Genomic DNA, 18,592 nt, shown 5'->3' on the forward strand with positions numbered 1-18,592 from the left:
CTCTTCTAACGGTGGGTGGCAGGACTCAATCGGAATCGTCGGCCTGGCCTGGGCTATTGTCGCCGAAGGCCAGTCCATGCTTGCGCAGCTTGTCGTGCAGGGTTTTGCGTGGAATGCCCAACGCTTCGGCAAGGCTGCGCACTGAACTGTGAGGCCGTGCCAGCTCGGCGGCTATGAGGGTTTTTTCGAAGTTCTCAACCTGCTCGCTCAAACCGCCGCTGACGGTTTGCACCGGGGCGCCTGGCTGGCCTTCCGGCGTGCTGCTATCCAGGGCCAGCTCCAGGCCCAGGGCGAAACGCTCGGCGGCGTTCTGCAATTCGCGTACGTTGCCCGGCCAGTCATGGCGCAACAACAGCGCCCGGTGGGCCGGTAGCAGTTCGTGGGGCGGCAGGCCATGACGGGCGCTGGCCTCATCGGCAAAATGCTGGAACAGCATCAGCACGTCCTCACCGCGCTCGCGCAACGGCGGTATGCGCAGCGGCGCGACATTCAGCCGGTAATACAAGTCGGCGCGAAAGCGGCCTTGATCGGCGGCCTGGCGCAGGTCTTCCTTGGTGGCGGCGACGATACGGATGTCCAGGGGAATCTGCTGATTGCCACCCAGTCGTTCCACCACCCGCTCTTGCAGCAGGCGAAGCAATTTGACCTGCACGTCCAGGCTCATGCTTTCGATTTCATCGAGAAACAACGTGCCGCCATTGGCGAATTCGAATTTGCCGATACGGCGCTTCTGCGCGCCAGTGAAGGCGCCGGGTTCGTGGCCGAACAGTTCGCTTTCAACCACCGACTCGGCCAAAGCGCCGGCGTTGATCGCCACGAACGGCCCGTTGCGTCGACTCGAGAGATCGTGCAGCGCGCGGGCGACCACTTCCTTGCCGGCGCCGGTTTCACCCAGGATCAACACGTCGGCGCGCGTCGCTGCCAAGGCACCGATCTGCTCGCGCAGGCGCAACATGGGCGACGATTGTCCTACCAGCCGGGCGCTGAGTTCATGGCGATCGCTGAGGGCCAGGCGCAGGCTGCGGTTATCCAGGACCAGGCGCCGCAAAGCCAGGGCCCGACGCACACTGTCGAGCAGATGATCGCTGGCAAAGGGTTTTTCGAGAAAGTCGTAGGCCCCGGCGCGCATTGCCTGCACGGCCAGCGGTACATCGCCATGGCCGGTAATCAGCAGCACTGGCAGGTCCGGGTCCTGGGCGTGCAGTTGGCCCAGCAGTTCCAGGCCGTCCATGCCGGGCATGCGGATATCGCTGACCACCACGCCTGGCCAATCCCTCGGCAGTTGCCCGGCCAGGCCGTTGGCCTCGCCCAGTGGCAGGATTTTCAGCCCAGCCAGGTCGAGGGTCTGGCTCAGGGCCTGACGCAGGTGGGGATCGTCGTCGATCAGCACCACCTCAATCTGGTTTTCGATGGTCATACACTACGGTCCTCGGACGGTTGCAGGCTCACCCCGGGCGCACCCGCCCGCAGCTTCAGGGTAATCAGGGCGCCGCCTTCCTTGTGGTTGGCGAACAACAATTCGCCGCCGAAGGCGCGCATCAGGGTGTCGCAGATTGCCAGCCCCAGGCCAAGGCCCTGGGTGCGAGTCTTGGTGGTATAGAACGGCTCGCCGGCGCGGCCGAGGGCTTCCATGCAGAAACCCGGGCCGTTATCGCGGATGTACAGGTTGACGCCGGTTTCGGTCGCCTGGGCACTGAGCCAGAGTCTACGCGGCGGACCTTTTTCAGTCAGGGCATCCAGGGCATTGGCCAGCAGGTTGCCCAGCACCTGGCGCAGGCGTGTTTCACCGGCCTCGACCCACAAGGTGGCGGCGGGCAGGTCACGGATCAACTCCACTTCCATGCTGCGCCGACGTTTGGCGAGCAAGGCAAGGGCATCGTCCAGCGCCGGTTGCAGCGCGACGCTTTCCGGGGCGTGGCGGTCGCGGCGCGCGAAGGCGCGCAGGTGAGCGATGATCGACGCCATGCGCCCGGTCAGTTCGTTGATCAGCTTTAGGTTGCCACGGGCGTCGTCGGTGCGTTGGTGATCGAGCAGTATTTCTGCGTTTTCGGCATAACTTCTGATCGCCGCCAACGGTTGGTTGAGTTCATGGCTGATGCTGGCCGACATGGTGCCGAGCGCCGACAACTTGCCGGCCTGCACCAAATCATCCTGGGCACGGACCAGTTCCTGCTGGGCGTGCTCGCGTTCCAGCACCTCTTGCTTGAGACGACGGTTGAGGCCCTCCAGGTCGCTGGTGCGTTCCGCGACGCGGCCCTCCAATTCATGACGGGCCTTGGCCTCGAAGGCGATTCTTTCCAGGTAGTGGCGCCTGCGCTGCATCATCAACCCGAGCAACAGCATCAAGACCAGCAATGCCGCGCCGCCGATGACGACCACCGTGCGCACCGGGCGGTCAATCAGGGTGCGCGGGGCCAGGATGCTCACATTCCAGCCGGTTTCTTCGATGGCCTGGGTCTGGGTCAGCCAGGCATTGGGGTCCAGGTTGAGCGGCTTGGGGTCACGGGTAGGGTAGGGTTGTATCGCGCTGATCGCCTTGCTTTCCGGATCGCTCAGGGGCCGCGTCGAGCGGAAACGCCATTCCTGGCGCGAGGTGAGAATGACCACGCCGTTGTGGTCGGTCACCAAGAGCTGTTCAGGCGTTTTGCCCCATAGGCTTTCGGTGTGGTCCAGGTCCACCTTGACCACCAATACGCCGATGACTTTTTCGCGATCATGCACGGCGGCAGCGAAGAAATAACCGCGTTTGCCCGATGTGGTGCCCAGGCCGAAGAAACGTCCCAGGCGCCCGGCCATGGCCTCGATGTAATAAGGGCGAAAGGCGAAATTGCGACCGACGAAGCTGTCGTGCTTATCCCAATTAGACGCCGCCAGGGTCTTGCCCGTGGCGTCCATCAGGTACATGACCTCGGCGCCGGTCTGGGCGCTGATGTTTTTCAATAACCGGTTGGCATTGCCCTGGGTGACGCCATCGTCCGGCGTCGACAAGGCCGCGCGCAGGGCCGGCAGCTCGCCGAGTATCTGGGGCAGTACTTCGTAGCGGTGCAACGTCCCCAGCAGGTTGGCGACGTAGAGGTCGAGTGTCTGTCTGTTCTGCCCGGCCAGTTCGCTGCGGTAGTAGCGCTCGGCCAGATGCTCAAGCGGCCACAGCAACGGTGCCAGGCACAGCGCGAGCAACGCCAGGCTGCGCCAACGAGGTCTGCGGGGGAGGGTGGAGGTCATGGAAGTCTGCGCCTGGGGTTACAGGCGCATTATGCCTAGGCTTGCCCGGCAAGGCACTGCTGTAACGCGCTTCGCCAGTCTGGTTGGCTCACGCCCCACTCCCTGGCCAGCCGGGCGCAGTCCAGGCGCGAGTTCAACGGACGCGGCGCCGGGGTCGGGTATTCGCTCGATGCGATGGCTTCAAGCACGGCGCAGGATTTGTGCTGCTCGACCAGGTGTTCACCGATGGCTTGGGCGAATCCGAACCAGGATGTCTGGCCCTGGGCTGTCAGGTGATAGGTGCCCCAGGCGCCGCGTTGCCCAGCTTGCCAGCGCTCGATCAGCTTCGCGGTGCTCTCGGCGATCGTCCCCGCCCAGGTCGGTGCGCCGATCTGGTCCGAGACGACGCGCAGATGGGGCTTTTCCTGCAGCAGGCGCTGCATGGTCAACAGGAAATTGCGTCCCGCGTTGGAATACACCCAACTGGTGCGCAGGATCAGATGCTCTCCGCCCGCCTGGCGGATGGCCTCTTCGCCCGCCAGCTTGCTGCGACCGTAGACACTCAGCGGGTTGGGCGCGTCGTCCTCGGTGTAGGGGGTGTGCTTGCGACCGTCGAAGACATAATCGGTGGAGTAGTGGATCAGCGGCACGCCCAGTTCGAGCGCCGCCTGGGCGAGCACGCCCGGTGCGATGGCATTGATGGCGAAGGCCCGCTGCGCCTCGCTCTCGGCCTGGTCGACCGCCGTATGGGCGGCGGCGTTGATGATCAGGTCGGGCCGCGCCGCCTCGATAGGCGCGCGCAGGTGATCGGGTCGGGCCATGTCGAGCTGGCTGCTGCCCAGCACCGTCAGTTCGCCGATGCCGGCCAGGCGCTTTTGAAGGGCTTGGGAGACCTGGCCGTTCCGGCCGATGATCAAGATGCGCGAGGAAGTACTCATGGGAACAGATCGGCCTCATGCAGGGCCTTGCCGGCCTGGTCCTTGGGCGACAGGATCGGTGCGCCTGGCAACTCCCAGTCAATCGCCAGGTCGGGGTCGTCCCAGCGAATGCAGCGCTCGGCTGACGGGGCGTAGTAATCGGTGGTCTTGTAGAGAAAGTCCGCCGAGTCGCTCAGTACGACAAAACCGTGGGCAAATCCAGGGGGAATCCACAGCTGCCGATGGTTCTGTCCCGACAGGCGTACGCTGGCCCACTGGCCGAATGTCGGCGAGCTGCGGCGAATGTCCACCGCAACGTCGAGTACCTCGCCGGCGGTGACGCGCACGAGTTTTCCCTGGGTTTGTTCGATCTGGTAATGCAGGCCGCGCAGCACGCCCTTGGCCGAGCGCGAATGGTTGTCCTGGACGAACTGCACCGTGCGCCCCGTGGCTTCGGCGAATGCCTGGGCATTGAAACTTTCATAGAAGAAGCCGCGATCATCGCCGAAGACCTTCGGCTCGAGGATCAAGACTTCCGGCAGTCGCGAGGCGATGACATTCAACGTGTTTCTCCGGCAATCTTGAACAGGTATTGGCCGTAGCCGGTCTTGCCGAAGTAACTGGCACGCTCCAATACGTGCTCGCGGCTGACCCAGCCCTGTTGATAGGCGATTTCTTCCAGGCATGCGACCTTCAGGCCTTGGCGATGCTCAATGGTCTGAACGTATTGCGAGGCTTCCAGCAGGCTGTCATGGGTGCCGGTGTCCAGCCAGGCAAAGCCGCGGCCAAAGCGCTCGACATGCAAGTCCCCTCGTTGCAGATAGGCATTGTTGACGTCGGTAATCTCCAGTTCGCCTCGTTTGGACGGCTTGATGGCTTTGGCGATCTGTATGACGTCGTTGTCGTAGAAATACAGGCCGGTCACCGCATAGCTGGACTTGGGGGCGGCGGGTTTTTCTTCGATGGAGACGGCGCGTCCTTCGGGTTCGAAGTCGATCACGCCGAAACGCTCGGGATCCTTGACCCAATAACCGAACACCGTCGCACCGCGTGGGCGGTTGACGGCGGTCTGCAATTGCTCGCCGAAATGTTGGCCATGAAAAATGTTGTCACCCAGGATCAGGCAGACCGGATCATTGCCAATGAACTGCTCGCCAATCAGGAAAGCCTGGGCCAGACCGTCGGGGGTCGGCTGCTCGGCGTAGCTGAAATGGACGCCGAACTGGGCGCCATCGCCCAGCAGATTTCGATATTGGGGCAGGTCCTGCGGGGTGGAGATGATCAGGATTTCCTTGATGCCAGCGAGCATCAGTACCGAGATCGGGTAATAGATCATCGGCTTGTCGTAGACCGGCAACAACTGCTTGGACACCCCGAGGGTAATCGGATGCAGCCGCGTGCCGGAACCGCCGGCCAGAACAATGCCTTTCATCATGCAATCGTATCCTTGTTGTCGAGCGAGCCAAGGCGCTCGCCTTGATAGCTGCCATCCTGCACGCGCCGGCACCACAGCAGGTTCTCCAGATACCACTGCACGGTCTTGCGCAGCCCGGTCTCGAAGGTTTCCCGAGGGGTCCAGCCCAGCTCCCGTTCGATCTTGCCGGCGTCGATAGCGTAGCGCAGGTCATGCCCGGGACGATCCTTGACGAAGGTAATCAGGTCCGCATAGCGCTCGACGCCCTCGGGTTTGTGGGGCGCGAGTTCTTCGAGCAGCGCACAGATGGTGCGCACGACATCGATGTTCTTCTGCTCATTATGGCCACCAATGTTGTAAGTCTCGCCGACTACACCTTCCGTCACGACTTTGAGCAGCGCCCGGGCGTGGTCTTCGACGTAGAGCCAGTCGCGCACTTGCTGGCCGTCGCCATAGACAGGCAACGGCTTGCCCGCCAGCGCATTGAGGATGACCAGCGGGATCAGCTTCTCGGGGAAGTGGAACGGCCCGTAGTTGTTCGAGCAGTTGGTCAGCAGCACGGGCAAGCCGTAGGTGCGCTGCCAGGCCCGGACCAGGTGGTCGGACGCTGCCTTGCTGGCTGAGTAAGGCGAGCTGGGGGCGTAGGCGGTGGTTTCGGTGAACAGGTCATCGACGCCGTGCAGGTCGCCATACACTTCGTCGGTGGAAATATGGTGGAAACGAAACGCCCGTTTCTGCGGTTCGGCCAGGGCCTGCCAATAGGCACGGGTTGCTTCGAGCAAGCTATAGGTGCCGACGATGTTGGTCTGGATGAAGTCCGCCGGACCGTCGATGGAGCGGTCCACATGGGATTCGGCGGCCAGGTGCATGATTGCGTCAGGTTTGAACCGCGCCAGCACCGCGCTGATCGTTGCTTGATCGACGATGTCCGCCTGCACGAATTCGTAGCGGCTGTCGTGATCAATGCTGCTCAGCGACTCCAGGTTGCCAGCGTAGGTCAGCTTGTCGAGGTTCAGGACCTGGTGATCGGTATCAAGAATCAAATGCCGTATGAGAGCCGAGCCGATGAAGCCGGCACCGCCGGTAATGAGAATGCGCATCCGGTTAAGCCTTTTTTCGATAAGACGATACAGCGATGGAGCATAGCTTGTCGGCATGACGAAGAGCGTGCAAGCGAATATTCCTTGGGAACGGGTCAAGGGAAGCAGGCTCACTACTTAATAAGAAGTGGGGGTTGCTAATCCTCCGACTCAATGGCGAGATAAGCATCCAAAACAAAACCACTCAGGGGTCGTTGTATGCCGCTCGCTACGTTGGTTCACCGTGCCAGTTTGCCAAGCCCACAGATCAGCGCCGAACAGGCGTTGGTGCTGCTGCGCTCGAATTACGGACTCAGCGGTGACCTGCGACCCCTCGGCAGCCATCAGGATCTCAATTACCGCGTCGACAGCGACCGCGGGCGGTTCGTATTGAAGATTTGCCACGGCAACTATGCCGTCCAGGAGCTCCAGGCCCAGCATGCCGCGCTCAAGGCGCTGGCCGGGCATGGCGCGGTAAAGGTGCCTGCGGTCATGGCGGCCAGCAATGGCGAGGACCTGTTGACGCTTGAGGTCGACGGGCAAACCGTTCACGTGCGGTTGCTGGAGTACATCGAGGGCCAGTCCCTGACCCAGCTCAAGCATCTTTCCCGCGACCTGGTGACAGGGCTGGGGCGCGTGTGTGCCGAGATGGACGTGGCCCTCGCTGCGTTCGATCATCCCGGCCTGGATCGCACATTGCAGTGGGACGCGCGTCATGCGCCGGCCTTGATCGATCATTTGCTGCCCGTCATCAAGGATGAACAACGACGCCGATTGATCGCCGAAGCGGCGCAACAGGCCGAACGGCGTTTGCAACCACTCAAGGAAAGCCTGCCGGTGCAAGCGATCCACATGGACATCACCGATGACAACGTGGTCTGGCAGCGGGACGCCCAGCGCCAATGGCAACTGCAAGGCGTCATCGATTTCGGTGACCTGATCCGCACCTGGCGTATCACCGATCTGTCGGTAACCTGCGCGGCCCTGCTGCATCACGCCGATGGGGACCCGTTTTTCATCCTGCCGGCGATCCGCGCCTACCACCGCGTCAATCCGTTGCAACGCGAAGAACTCATGGCGCTTTGGCCGTTGATTGTCGCCCGCGCCGCGGTGCTGGTGCTCAGCGGTGAGCAACAAGTGGCTATCGATCCGGGCAATGAATACTCCCGTGACAATCTTCAACATGAATGGGAGATCTTCGATGTTGCCCATTCAGTGCCGCTCGAGTTGATGGAGGCGGCGATTCTCACCGCCGCCGGCCACAGCCTGCCGCCTTTCGCCAACGAGGGTTTCGCGCCGTTGTTGCCGAGTTTGGTCGGGCGAGATTTCGCCCTGATCGACCTCGGCGTCCTGAGCCCGCATTTCGAGGCCGGCAATTGGGAGCAGGCGGGAATCGACCAGCGCCTGCTGAGCGAAGCGGCTGCGGTGCATGGATTGGCGGCCAGCCGCTACGGGCAATATCGGCTTTCACGCACCCGTCCGGACAGTGCCGTCGAGCCCGATACCTTTCCATTGCACGTGGAATTGCATGTGCCCCACGGTACGCCGTTGGCGTCGCCCTTCGCCGGGGTTGTGCACAAGGATGCCAATGGCTTGCTGCGGCTCGACGGCCCGCAACTGAGCTTGCATGTGTGGGGCGTGTCTTCGTCGCTGCGTTCCGGGGCCTCGTTGACCAAAGGCCAGGCACTTGGCGAAGTGGCTGGCCCTTTGCGGGTCCAACTGTGCCGAGGTGAACATCTGGCGCCGCCGCTGTTCTGTGCGCCGTCGAGGGCGCCGGCTTGGCAGGCGCTTTGCCCCTCGCCCGCGGCGTTGCTGGGGCTGGCTTGCGATGCTGAGCCGGAAATCGACCCCGAGGCGCTCCTGGCCCGTCGCGATGCGAGTTTCGCCCGGTCGCAAAAACACTACTACGTCGACCCGCCACGCATCGAGCGCGGCTGGCGCAATCACCTGATCGACATGCAGGGCCGCTCCTATCTGGACATGCTCAACAACGTCGCGGTGTTGGGGCACGGCCATCCGCGCATGGCGGCGGTTGCGGCCCGGCAGTGGTCGCTGCTCAATACCAACTCGCGCTTTCACTATGCGGCGATCGCCGAGTTTTCCGAGCGCCTGCTGGCGCTGGCACCGCCGAACATGGACCGGGTGTTTCTGGTCAACAGCGGCACCGAGGCCAATGACCTGGCGATCCGCCTGGCCTGGGCCTACAGCGGCGGGCGCGACATGCTCAGCGTGCTGGAGGCCTATCACGGATGGTCGGTGGCGGCGGACGCGGTCTCGACGTCCATCGCCGACAACCCCCAGGCCCTCAGCAGCCGTCCAGACTGGGTGCACCCGGTGACAGCGCCGAACACTTATCGTGGTGAATTCCGCGGGGTCGACAGTGCGCCAGACTACGTGCGCAGCGTCGAGCACAACCTGGCGAAAATCGCCGAGCAGAAACGCCAGCTCGCCGGTTTCATTTGCGAGCCTGTGTATGGAAACGCCGGCGGCATCGCATTGCCGCCAGGCTACCTGAAGCAGGTGTATGCCATGGTGCGCGAGCGTGGCGGTGTCTGCATCGCCGACGAGGTGCAGGTTGGCTACGGGCGCATGGGCGAGTTTTTCTGGGGCTTCGAAGAACAAGGCGTGGTGCCGGATATCATCACCATGGCCAAGGGCATGGGCAACGGCCAGCCACTGGGGGCAGTGATCACCCGCCGGGAGATCGCTGAGGCGCTGGAAGCCGAGGGGTATTTCTTCTCTTCCGCAGGCGGCAGTCCGGTCAGTTGCCAGATCGGCATGGCCGTGCTGGATGTCATGGAAGAAGAAAAACTGTGGGAAAACGCCAGGGTGGTCGGAGGACATTTCAAGGCCCGCCTGGAGGCGTTGATCGACCGGTATCCCCTGGTCGGAGCGGTGCATGGTTCGGGGTTTTACCTGGGAGTGGAATTGATCCGCAACCGCGACACCCTCGAACCGGCCACTGAAGAAACCACGGCACTGTGCGATCGTTTGCGCGAGCTGGGTATCTTCATGCAGCCGACCGGTGATTACCTCAACATTCTCAAGATCAAGCCGCCGATGGTCACCACGCGTCAAAGCGTGGATTTCTTCGTCGATATGCTGGCGAAGGTGTTGGAGGAGGGGTTGTAGCCAATCTGAAACGCCACGCTGCTCCCCTGTGGGAGCGAGCTTGCTCGCGATGACGGTTCCAGGCCGATAATTGTTTGACTGGTCTACCGCTATCGCGAGCAAGCTCGCTCCCACAAGTTTTTCCGACGGTTATTTATCGATTTTGTCGGCTCTAGAAGCATAGCTTCAGGGAAAATTGGCCTTATTCTATTTTAAAGTCGATTTTTATCGGCTATAAAGGCGGCTCTGTCCATCGCCCAGGAGATGATTCATGAGCCGTATCGTTACCGTAGCCGCTACTCAAATGGCCTGTTCCTGGGATCTTGAAGCCAATATCGAGACCGCCGAAAAGCTCGTTCGCCAGGCCGCTGCCCAAGGCGCGCAGGTTATCCTCCTCCAGGAACTGTTCGAGACGCCCTACTTCTGCCAGAAGCCGAACCCGGATTACCTGCAGTTGGCAACGCCGGTCGATGAGAACATCGCCATCAAGCACTTCCAGAAACTTGCCGAGGAGCTGCAGGTCGTGTTGCCTATCAGTTTTTTTGAACTGGCCGGCCGGGCGCGCTTCAACAGTATTGCCATCATTGATGCCGATGGACGGAACCTGGGCGTCTACCGCAAGAGCCATATCCCGGACGGTCCTGGCTATCATGAAAAGTATTATTTCAATCCTGGCGACACCGGTTTCAAAGTATGGGATACCCGCTACGCAAAGATTGGCGTAGGCATTTGCTGGGATCAGTGGTTCCCGGAATGCGCCCGCAGCATGGCGCTGCAAGGCGCGGAGATCCTGCTGTATCCGACCGCTATCGGCAGCGAGCCGCACGACAAGACCATCTCGTCGCGCGATCACTGGCAACGCGTGCAACAGGGTCATGCGGGCGCCAACCTGATGCCGCTGGTGGCCAGCAATCGCATCGGCAACGAAGAGCAGGATGGCTACGACATCACGTTCTACGGCTCGTCGTTCATTGCCGACCAGTTTGGCGAAAAGGTCCAGGAATTGGACGAAACCGAAGAAGGCGTGCTGGTGCATAGCTTCGACCTTGACGAGCTGGAACACATTCGCAGTGCCTGGGGCACTTTCCGTGATCGACGGCCGAACCTGTACGGCGCGATCAAAACCCTCGACGGCTCACTGGAGTCCTGATTGATGACAACTTTGCACAGCACTCCGCGCGCGGACGGTTTCCACATGCCCGCCGAATGGGCGACTCAGACTCAGGTCTGGATGATCTGGCCCGAGCGCCCGGACAACTGGCGCCTGGGCGGCAAGCCGGCGCAGGCTGCCCATGTCGCGGTCGCCAAGGCCATCGCCCGTTTCGAGCCGGTGACCGTTGCGGTGTCCGCTGCCCAGTATGAAAACGCCCGGGCGCGCCTCGATGTGCCGAATATTCGTTTGGTGGAAATGTCCAGCGATGACGCCTGGGTCCGGGATACCGGCCCGACGTTCGTCGTCAATGACAACGGCGAAGTTCGCGGCGTCGATTGGGATTTCAACGCCTGGGGCGGGTTCGACGGTGGGCTGTACTCGCCGTGGAATCGCGATTCACAAGTGGCCGGCAAGATTCTCGAAATCGAGCGCAGCCCGCGCTATCGCACCGAAGGTTTTGTACTCGAAGGCGGTTCGATCCACGTCGATGGCGAAGGCACGTTGATCACCACCGAAGAATGCCTGCTCAACCGCAATCGCAACCCGCACATGAGCCGCGAGGACATCGAGGCGGTGCTCAGCGCCCAGTTGGCGGTAGACAAGATCATCTGGCTGCCGGACGGCCTGTTCAATGATGAAACCGATGGCCACGTGGATAACTTTTGCTGCTACGTGCGCCCTGGTGAAGTGCTGCTCGCCTGGACCGACGATCCGCAGGACCCCAATCATGCCCGCTGCCATGGGGCGATGGAGGTGCTGCGAAACAGCACCGACGCCAAGGGGCGCCCGTTCACAGTGCATAAAATGCCGATCCCCGGGCCGTTGTACGCCACCGAGGAAGAATGCTCGGGCGTTGATGCGGTGGAAGGATCCCAGGAGCGCAATCCGACTGTGCGCCTGGCCGGTTCCTACGTGAACTTCCTGATCGTCAACGGCGGCATCATTGCCCCGAGTTTCGATGACCCGCTGGACGGTCCGGCCAAGGACCTGCTGCAAAGCCTGTTTCCGGAGCATGAAGTGGTCATGGTACCGGGTCGGGAACTGTTACTGGGAGGCGGAAACATCCATTGCCTTACCCAACAGCAGCCGGCGCCGCGCATAAAATGAGTGGCGATGTAACAGCCGGGTGACACTCATCGCAGCGGCTCTATGCCGGTGTTTTTGGATCCATCCCGGCAAGCCCGCGTCCTGATTGGGGCGCGGGCTTTTTTGTGTCTGGCGGGCTACCAGCGCGATGACATTGGCATAGCTCTTGTATTGTTATTTCGGCAGTTCTGGGGCAGTGGAGCTGCGTTGTTTTGTCATAAACCTCGGATAGATTGGCCGCTCATCAACCAGGAGGGCGCTGGAATGAACATGATTAGCGAGCGCACATGCCATCCTTTGGCTGTAAATGGTGAGTCGCTTCAAGCCGTGGCGCAGTGGTTGAAATCCAACGGAACGCGTCAGATCAGGGAACCTGATCCGCGCCGGATGATCATGGAACGCTACCCCGCTGGCCTGTTCAGCGAGGCGGAGCTGGAAGCGTTGTGGGATGTGATGCAAGGATAGAATTCAACGGATTGATAAAAAGCGCTGACCGCGAGGGCAGCGCTTTTTTTATGAGCGACTGTTTACCCGCTCATGTAAACGGCTTGCTCACCATGGTGGCGTCTCTACCAACCCGACATTCCCTTGGACCGCATGCTTACTTGAATCCGTTTCCGGAAATTTTTTGCCTGATTTCAGAAGATTCACGAAATTGACACAGGCTTCCGGGCGCGACTAGGATTCGCCCACGCCTGTGGCTAACAGCCATGACTCTTAAATAATAAAAAGGCCCGACACGATGATTCGTGGGCGGGCCTTTTTATTATTTCCAGGAGCAAGAGTCCGAATAAAGAGCGCTAAAGCGCCATTCCGGTTGCCGGTTGCAGTGCGAATCAACCCGTACAAGGAAAATAATCATGTTGAACAAGCGCTTTACTTTGATAGCACTGGGGATATTGAGCAGCACACAAGCCATGGCCAACGACCAGGCTGAATCCAAGGGGTTCGTTGAAGACAGCAGCCTGAAAGTGCTGTTGCGCAACGCCTACATCAGTCGCGACTACAAGGACGGCAACCGGGACAAGGCCGAATGGGGCCAAGCGGCCATCGGTACGTTCTCGTCCGGCTTCACCCAAGGCACCGTGGGCGTAGGCGTGGACGCCTTCGGCCTGTACGCACTGCGCCTGGACGGCGGCAAGGGGCGCACCGGTGCGCAAGGCATCGACTTTTTCAAGAAGGGTGACAGTGGCAACGCCGCCGACGACCTGTCCAAGTTCGGTGCCGCGGTGAAGTTCCGGGTTTCCAACACGGTGCTGGCCTACGGTGACCAGATGCCGGCCCTGCCGGTGTTGAACTATGACAACTCGCGCCTGCTGCCGGAAAGCTACACCGGCACGCTGATCACCTCCAAGGAAATCAAAGGCCTTGAACTGAACGCAGGCCGCTTCACTGCCGAGTCGCGCAAGAGCGCCGAAGGTCGTGACAGTGGTGGTCTGAAGTCGATCAACGTGATGGGCGGCAGCTATCAGTTCACCGAGCAGTTCAAGGCTTCGCTCTACGCCTCGGATGTCGAAGACGTCTTGAAGAAGCAATACGTGAATGCCAACTACGTGTTCCCATTGGCCAAGGATCAGTCCTTGACGCTGGACTTCAACGGTTATCGCACCAAGCTGGACAACAGCTACGTTCGCGAAAACAACGTCACCGGGGACGACAATAAGATCTGGAGCCTGGCGGCGACCTTCGCCACCGGCCCGCACAGCTTCACGCTCGCCCATCAGCGCAGCACCGGCGACAGCAACCTCGGCTACGCCTACGGTGGCTACCAGCGTGACCAGAACCGTGTCGGTGATGGCGGCAATACCATCTACCTGGCCAACTCGTACTGGTCGGACTTCAACGCCGAAGACGAGCGCAGCTGGCAATTGGGCTATGGCCTGGATTTCACCACCTTCGGTGTACCGGGCCTGACTTATAACGTGGCCTATGTGCGTGGCGATAACATCACCACCTCCACCAGCGAAGGCGGTACCGAGCGCGAGATCTTCAACCAGTTCAAGTACGTGGTCCAGGGCGGACCGGCCAAAGACTTGAGCGTGCGGTTGCGCAGCTCGTTCCTGCGCGTGTCGCAGAAGTCCAGTGAGTACAACGTCAGCGGTAATGAACTGCGGGTGTTCGTGGATTATCCGATCAATGTCTTTTGATCGTTGACTGCATCGCCCGCGTTTGATGAAAAACCCGATCTTTGGATCGGGTTTTTCTAAGTGCCTACCTTTATTCCAAGACCGTTTTCTGTTCAAGGCGCAGGACATCAAGCAGGGTTTGCTGTGGATTGGCTTCAGCGCCGATGAGCTTTGAAAAATAGCCCACCTTGCGCTTGAGAACACTCCTGGGCCATGCGCAATGGATATCAGGATGTTCTTCTTCGAGCCACTGCATCAGATTGTCAATCGGCGCAGACTGGTCCTGCTCGGCTAAAGCATCGAGTAACCCTTGCGGTACTTCCCACCATGGCCAATCCTGGACCATCGGCACCTTCCTCGGGCTTGCTTCCAGCGGTTTGCCATTGATCAAATACCGTTCGAACACCGGTAGCAAGGCTTGGGCGTCGTCTCCCAGGCCTTCAAGGATCGGATAGATGAAACGTCCATCCCAAAACCGGAAAAACACCTCGCGACCTTTCGGCATTTTCACTTGCGTCAGGCTGCGCAGATGCCCCAGCACCTCCTCCGGTTCACAACGGGAGACAGCAAGCCAGCCCCAATCGAGGGCGTCGGTTTCGGTAATCCATGGCAGGAACGTTGAGTCGGGGGCGAGTTTTGTGACGTAGGGCATTACCGCATGCCAGGTGGAATAGGGCGTTTCGCTCCAGATGGGCAGGAGCGGATGGCTAGGGCCGCTCAGGCGATAGGTCCCCAGGGCGTCCGTATCGCTCGCCGCGCTAATGATCAGGTAAAGGTGTTCGTTTTCCCGCAGGGGCTGTTGGGCCAGCCAGGCGATGGGGTCGAGGGTCTTGAACGCCAGGGTCGTCATCCGGCTCTCCTTGCCAAGGGTATGGGGCCGGGCTTCACCCGGGGATGAGGCGCAGCAATCAAGGATCAAGCCAGGTTCGGCGAGTGCCGCGTGGTTCGGTGTTTACGACGGATTTTCAATGGCTTGGAGGAGCGGAAGTCGAGAATGACGAGCAAAAGATGCCTAATTGATTGCGCACTGTTGTGCCATGACTTGCGCACCCTCGTGGCGTCGAAAGCTGTGGGTGGTCTTTCCCCGGAATGAGGGTTCTGCGATGCAATTTTCCCAACGTAAAGTCGTACTAATGAAACTTTTTGCACCGTTTCAAACATCGCTTGAAATGCTTCAAATACTTTTTCATGGACGCAAATCCTGCACCTAATAGATTAGTCCGCTCAATGTAGTGGAGACCTATGAAAAATGATCGTTTTGAACAGGGAAGTGGGCGAAGCGCTAAGACGTGACAAATACGTCAACGTCCGCGGTGGAGACTTCAATCTCTACGGTCATTTCGGCGATTTTGTCCGGCTGACCAAAAGCTGGGAAAATATGGAGCCCGACAGCTATTACGGCCAGGCCGAGTCAGGCATGCGTTTTCGCCGCTACAGCGATTTCGAATACAACCCCACGACTCGTGAACTCAAGCAGCTCGAACACCGAGCCTATGTCCAGTCCAAGGCCAACAACAGCTACGTGGGCGGATTGGAGCGGCACTTCCAGGATTTCTCCAATGAAGTGATCAATTCTCCGGTGATGCGCAGCCTGATCGACACAGACTTCGACGTGTACAAAAACGTCCTGCCCCAGGAACTGCATGACGAAATCTGGCAATGCCAGATCCATCAGATCCGCATCGAGATCAAGCCGGGCAAGCAATTGGAAATCACCCCGGAAGGCATCCATTGCGACGGCTATCCGTTCAGCGGCGTCCATTTCTGGGGCCGAAATAACGTGTCCGGTGCAGAAAGCCGTCTCTACAGCCCTCAGGAAGAACAACTGGCGGCAACCACTTACGAGGATATCCTCGATACGACATTCTTCCTCGATCGGGACATGCGCCATTATGTGACCCCGGCGCGCAATATCCACAGCCATGAAATGGCGTTCAGGCAGATTCTGGCGATCTCCTTCTCGCGGCCCGGGACCGCTTTTGACATTGTTCGCTGAGCAGCTCGAACCGATGGACGATTCGGTGCAGCAAGTCCTGTTGCGCCGAGCCATGGTCAGGGACGCGGAGCGACTGGAGCAGTTTTTCCGGGGTTTTGCCGAGGTGTCATTCTGCGAGTGGCAGGATGCGCGGTTCCTGCGCGGTGTGTTGTTGCAGGAAACCACCACCGCCTACATGGCGTTCGATGCGATGGGTGAAGTCGTCGGCGCGGTCATCGGCGGCATGCTGGGCACTCGAGGCACTATCAATCACCTGGCGGTCAGCCCGAGGCATCGTACCCAAGGCCTGGGCCAGCGTCTGGTGGAAGCGGCATCGGCGGATATGAAACGCGTGGGTGTACTGCGCATGTTTCTGTTCGTCGACGATGCCAACCTGGCTGGCAAGCGCTTCTGGGCCGCCCAGGGGTTCTGCGAGCCCCAGGGTGAAATCACTTTCGAGAGGGATTTATGAACAAGACTTCCAGCCAGCCGCTGGTGGTCGAACCACAAGCCTCGCGAACCTTCGCTGAAGCCAGTCCGGTAGTTGCGGGTTATTTCACGGTTTCGTTTGTGTTCGGCCTGATGGCGGTGAATGCTGGGCTGCCATTGTGGCTGCCAGTTGCGATGTGCCTGTTCGTCTACGCAGGCGCCTCGCAGTTCGCTGCGCTGGCGCTGATTTCCAGCGGTGCGTCGTTGACCACGATCGTGCTCACCACGTTCCTGATCAATGCGCGCCACATGCTCATGTCCGTCTATATGGCCAAGGCATTACGGGCGTTGGGGCTCAGTCGGTTCGAGCGCTGGTGCTACGCGGCGGGGCTTACGGACGAGTCGTTCGCCTTCCACAGCGTCAAGCTGGGTAGCGGGGCCCCGGTCAGCTTGCGCTACCTGATTGGCTTCAACCTTTTTTGCCATGCGTCCTGGGTATTGGGCGGCTTGTTGGGGGCCATCTGCGCGCAATATGCAGCGCACCTGATCAAATATCAGCTCGATTACGCCCTGACAGCCATGATGCTCTACGTCCTGGTTTCGCTGTGCAATACGCGCAACAAACTGATTGCGGCTCTGGCGGCGGTCGTCTGCATGGGCGTGCTCAGCCTGGCGGGCAATTCACCGTTCAACGTATTCATCGCCACGTTTGTTGGCTGCGGGGTGGGCGTATGCCTGACCAAACGTTCCTGATCCTTGTCGTTGTGTTGATGATGGCCGTGACCTTCCTGCCGCGGGCATTGCCATTGCAAGTCAATACGGAAAACTGGCCACCCTTCGTCGCCCGCGCGCTGGAATACCTGCCGGTAGCGATTGTCGCCGCCATCAGCCTGACTCCGTTGTTGATCAAGGATCAACAGATACAAATCGACCGCCCTGAGTTCTATGCTGCGATTCCGACACTGCTATGTGCGTATTTCAGCCGCAACCTGTTTCTCAGTGTGGCGGTGGGCACGGCGTCGTATATCGCGCTCGGTTCGTTCCTGTAGCGTCAGGTCTACCACATCGTGCAGCGCCTGGTCGCAAAGCTCGGGATTGTTAACCGCCAGGCGCACTTCCAGGAAGTCTTCGAAATCCGGGAAGATGGCCAAGCCGTTGCGCATCGCCGCGTCCCTGGAGACAAGCCCCAGGCCGTCGAGCTGGGTGATCAGCGACAAGGTCAGCGTTTCGCTGCAGGAATACACCATCCTCTGGCTGGGTCCGTATTCGCCGAGACCCGCGTCGAGAAAACGCAAGAAGCTGTGGGAATACGGGCATTCCTGCGCAGGGCGCACCTGGAATTTGTCGACGAGCAAGCCAAGGGAGTCATCCTGGTTACCGCAATGGGCCCCGACCACCTGCACTTGCACATCCGGCATCGGGATACTGGTGAAACCGCTTTGTTGGCCGATCAGGATTGCCAGGTCGAAATGCTCGTTCTTCAGCTTGCTCAGGTTCTCCATCGACTCGGCATAACTGAACTCCAGCTGGTATTCAGGAAAAACCGCGATCAGGCGATCGATCATGCGTCGATTGAAATCGGGCGTAAGCGTCGTGTTGAGCGCCACTTTAAGGCTCCGTTGCCTGGGGGCCTTGAGCGCCGCGACCTTTTCTTCGAGTTGCCGAGTGGCCGCCAAAACCTGATCCATGAAAGGCGTCAACTCAGAGCCTTGGGTCGTCAATGTCAGGCCTTTGTTCGAGCGACGAAACAACCGGAACCCGAACTGTTCCTCAACCTTGTTCAATTGCGCCGCCAATGCCTGCACCGTAAGGCACGACTGTTCCGCGGCGGCCGACAACGAGCCGGTCTGCATGATGCGCATGAGATTGCGTAAGGTTCTGCTATCCATGAGGTAATGCCCTCTGCTTAAGTGGGCTCGCTATTGTTGGGCACCTGGCCGGGTCTGGCGGTGCGATGCTGGCTATCATCAAGCACCTTGTCACGCTTGTCGCGGTTTTGTGGCGAAAAGCGCTGGCAGGCGATGATTGGAGCTTATGCGCGATTCTGGATTTTTGCTGGGGCGGCGTGTAGGCCAATTCAATTAACCCGGAATACGGGACG

General features: G+C 60.2%; 17 protein-coding genes. 9 read left to right on the forward strand and 8 right to left on the reverse strand.

Going from position 1 to position 18,592, the window contains the following annotated elements; translation table 11 throughout:
- Nucleotides 1–25: 25 nt before the first annotated feature.
- From J3Q04_RS01610 to rfbB, 6 genes are read right to left on the reverse strand one after another with little or no spacing between them, the layout of a single operon-like run.
- On the reverse strand, nt 26–1,417 hold the full coding sequence (locus J3Q04_RS01610; protein ID WP_434608340.1) for a sigma-54-dependent transcriptional regulator: 1,392 nt from the start codon (nt 1,415–1,417) through the stop codon (nt 26–28).
- Nucleotides 1,414–3,222, reverse strand: coding sequence for a sensor histidine kinase (locus J3Q04_RS01615; protein WP_420766415.1), 1,809 nt, complete (start codon nt 3,220–3,222; stop codon nt 1,414–1,416). The genes J3Q04_RS01610 and J3Q04_RS01615 overlap by 4 nt, the downstream gene beginning before the upstream one ends.
- 35 nt (nt 3,223–3,257) lie before the next feature.
- Nucleotides 3,258–4,139: a dTDP-4-dehydrorhamnose reductase gene (gene rfbD / locus J3Q04_RS01620; protein ID WP_434608338.1), complete on the reverse strand. Its 882-nt coding sequence runs from the start codon at nt 4,137–4,139 to the stop codon at nt 3,258–3,260.
- Complete coding sequence (gene rfbC / locus J3Q04_RS01625; protein ID WP_420766413.1) at nt 4,136–4,681, reverse strand: dTDP-4-dehydrorhamnose 3,5-epimerase; 546 nt, start codon at nt 4,679–4,681, stop codon at nt 4,136–4,138. Before rfbC ends, rfbD begins: the two co-directional genes overlap by 4 nt.
- Nucleotides 4,678–5,553 (reverse strand): glucose-1-phosphate thymidylyltransferase RfbA, encoded by an 876-nt coding sequence (gene rfbA / locus J3Q04_RS01630; RefSeq protein ID WP_434608335.1) that lies wholly within the window; start codon nt 5,551–5,553, stop codon nt 4,678–4,680. Before rfbA ends, rfbC begins: the two co-directional genes overlap by 4 nt.
- Nucleotides 5,550–6,632, reverse strand: a complete 1,083-nt coding sequence (gene rfbB, locus J3Q04_RS01635; protein WP_434608333.1) for a dTDP-glucose 4,6-dehydratase — start codon at nt 6,630–6,632, stop codon at nt 5,550–5,552. The genes rfbA and rfbB overlap by 4 nt, the downstream gene beginning before the upstream one ends.
- Nucleotides 6,633–6,830: 198 nt before the next feature.
- Here rfbB and J3Q04_RS01640 point away from each other — a divergent pair, with 198 nt between their 5' ends.
- From J3Q04_RS01640 to J3Q04_RS01660, 5 genes are all read left to right on the forward strand, one after another.
- The gene (locus J3Q04_RS01640) at nt 6,831–9,743 is read left to right on the forward strand and encodes an aminotransferase (RefSeq protein ID WP_434608331.1); all 2,913 of its coding nucleotides are present in this window, start codon (nt 6,831–6,833) and stop codon (nt 9,741–9,743) included.
- A gap of 250 nt (nt 9,744–9,993) precedes the next feature.
- The gene (aguB, locus tag J3Q04_RS01645) at nt 9,994–10,872 is read left to right on the forward strand and encodes an N-carbamoylputrescine amidase (protein ID WP_434561174.1); all 879 of its coding nucleotides are present in this window, start codon (nt 9,994–9,996) and stop codon (nt 10,870–10,872) included.
- Between the two features lie 3 nt (nt 10,873–10,875).
- Nucleotides 10,876–11,982: an agmatine deiminase gene (aguA, locus tag J3Q04_RS01650; RefSeq protein WP_420766408.1), complete on the forward strand. Its 1,107-nt coding sequence runs from the start codon at nt 10,876–10,878 to the stop codon at nt 11,980–11,982.
- A gap of 243 nt (nt 11,983–12,225) precedes the next feature.
- The gene (locus tag J3Q04_RS01655; protein ID WP_420766407.1) at nt 12,226–12,426 is read left to right on the forward strand and encodes a hypothetical protein; all 201 of its coding nucleotides are present in this window, start codon (nt 12,226–12,228) and stop codon (nt 12,424–12,426) included.
- 395 nt (nt 12,427–12,821) lie between these two features.
- A complete protein-coding gene (locus J3Q04_RS01660) occupies nt 12,822–14,108 on the forward strand; it encodes an OprD family porin (protein ID WP_434608328.1) in 1,287 nt (428 codons plus the stop codon).
- A gap of 70 nt (nt 14,109–14,178) precedes the next feature.
- On the opposite strand, the gene J3Q04_RS01665 is transcribed toward J3Q04_RS01660, so the two are convergent.
- Entirely contained in the window at nt 14,179–14,937 is a 759-nt protein-coding gene (locus J3Q04_RS01665; RefSeq protein WP_434608326.1) for a DUF4123 domain-containing protein, read from the reverse strand.
- A gap of 399 nt (nt 14,938–15,336) precedes the next feature.
- On the opposite strand from J3Q04_RS01665, the gene J3Q04_RS01670 reads away from it, so the two are divergent.
- The 4 genes from J3Q04_RS01670 to J3Q04_RS01685 are packed head-to-tail and all read left to right on the forward strand — an operon-like array spanning nt 15,337 to nt 17,540.
- Nucleotides 15,337–16,083 (forward strand): 2OG-Fe dioxygenase family protein, encoded by a 747-nt coding sequence (locus J3Q04_RS01670; RefSeq protein ID WP_420766404.1) that lies wholly within the window; start codon nt 15,337–15,339, stop codon nt 16,081–16,083.
- A gap of 13 nt (nt 16,084–16,096) precedes the next feature.
- Nucleotides 16,097–16,534: a GNAT family N-acetyltransferase gene (locus J3Q04_RS01675; RefSeq protein ID WP_420766507.1), complete on the forward strand. Its 438-nt coding sequence runs from the start codon at nt 16,097–16,099 to the stop codon at nt 16,532–16,534.
- On the forward strand, nt 16,531–17,244 hold the full coding sequence (locus tag J3Q04_RS01680; RefSeq protein WP_434608323.1) for an AzlC family ABC transporter permease: 714 nt from the start codon (nt 16,531–16,533) through the stop codon (nt 17,242–17,244). Before J3Q04_RS01675 ends, J3Q04_RS01680 begins: the two co-directional genes overlap by 4 nt.
- Nucleotides 17,223–17,540, forward strand: a complete 318-nt coding sequence (locus tag J3Q04_RS01685; RefSeq protein WP_039592671.1) for an AzlD domain-containing protein — start codon at nt 17,223–17,225, stop codon at nt 17,538–17,540. The genes J3Q04_RS01680 and J3Q04_RS01685 overlap by 22 nt, the downstream gene beginning before the upstream one ends.
- On the opposite strand, the gene J3Q04_RS01690 is transcribed toward J3Q04_RS01685, so the two are convergent.
- Nucleotides 17,457–18,380: a LysR family transcriptional regulator gene (locus J3Q04_RS01690; protein WP_434561168.1), complete on the reverse strand. Its 924-nt coding sequence runs from the start codon at nt 18,378–18,380 to the stop codon at nt 17,457–17,459. The two genes, J3Q04_RS01685 and J3Q04_RS01690, sit on opposite strands and share 84 nt — an antisense overlap.
- Nucleotides 18,381–18,592: the final 212 nt, after the last annotated feature.

It is taken from the genome of Pseudomonas sp. D4-21, assembly GCF_051132125.1.
In the GTDB taxonomy this organism is placed as follows: Bacteria; Pseudomonadota; Gammaproteobacteria; order Pseudomonadales; family Pseudomonadaceae; genus Aquipseudomonas.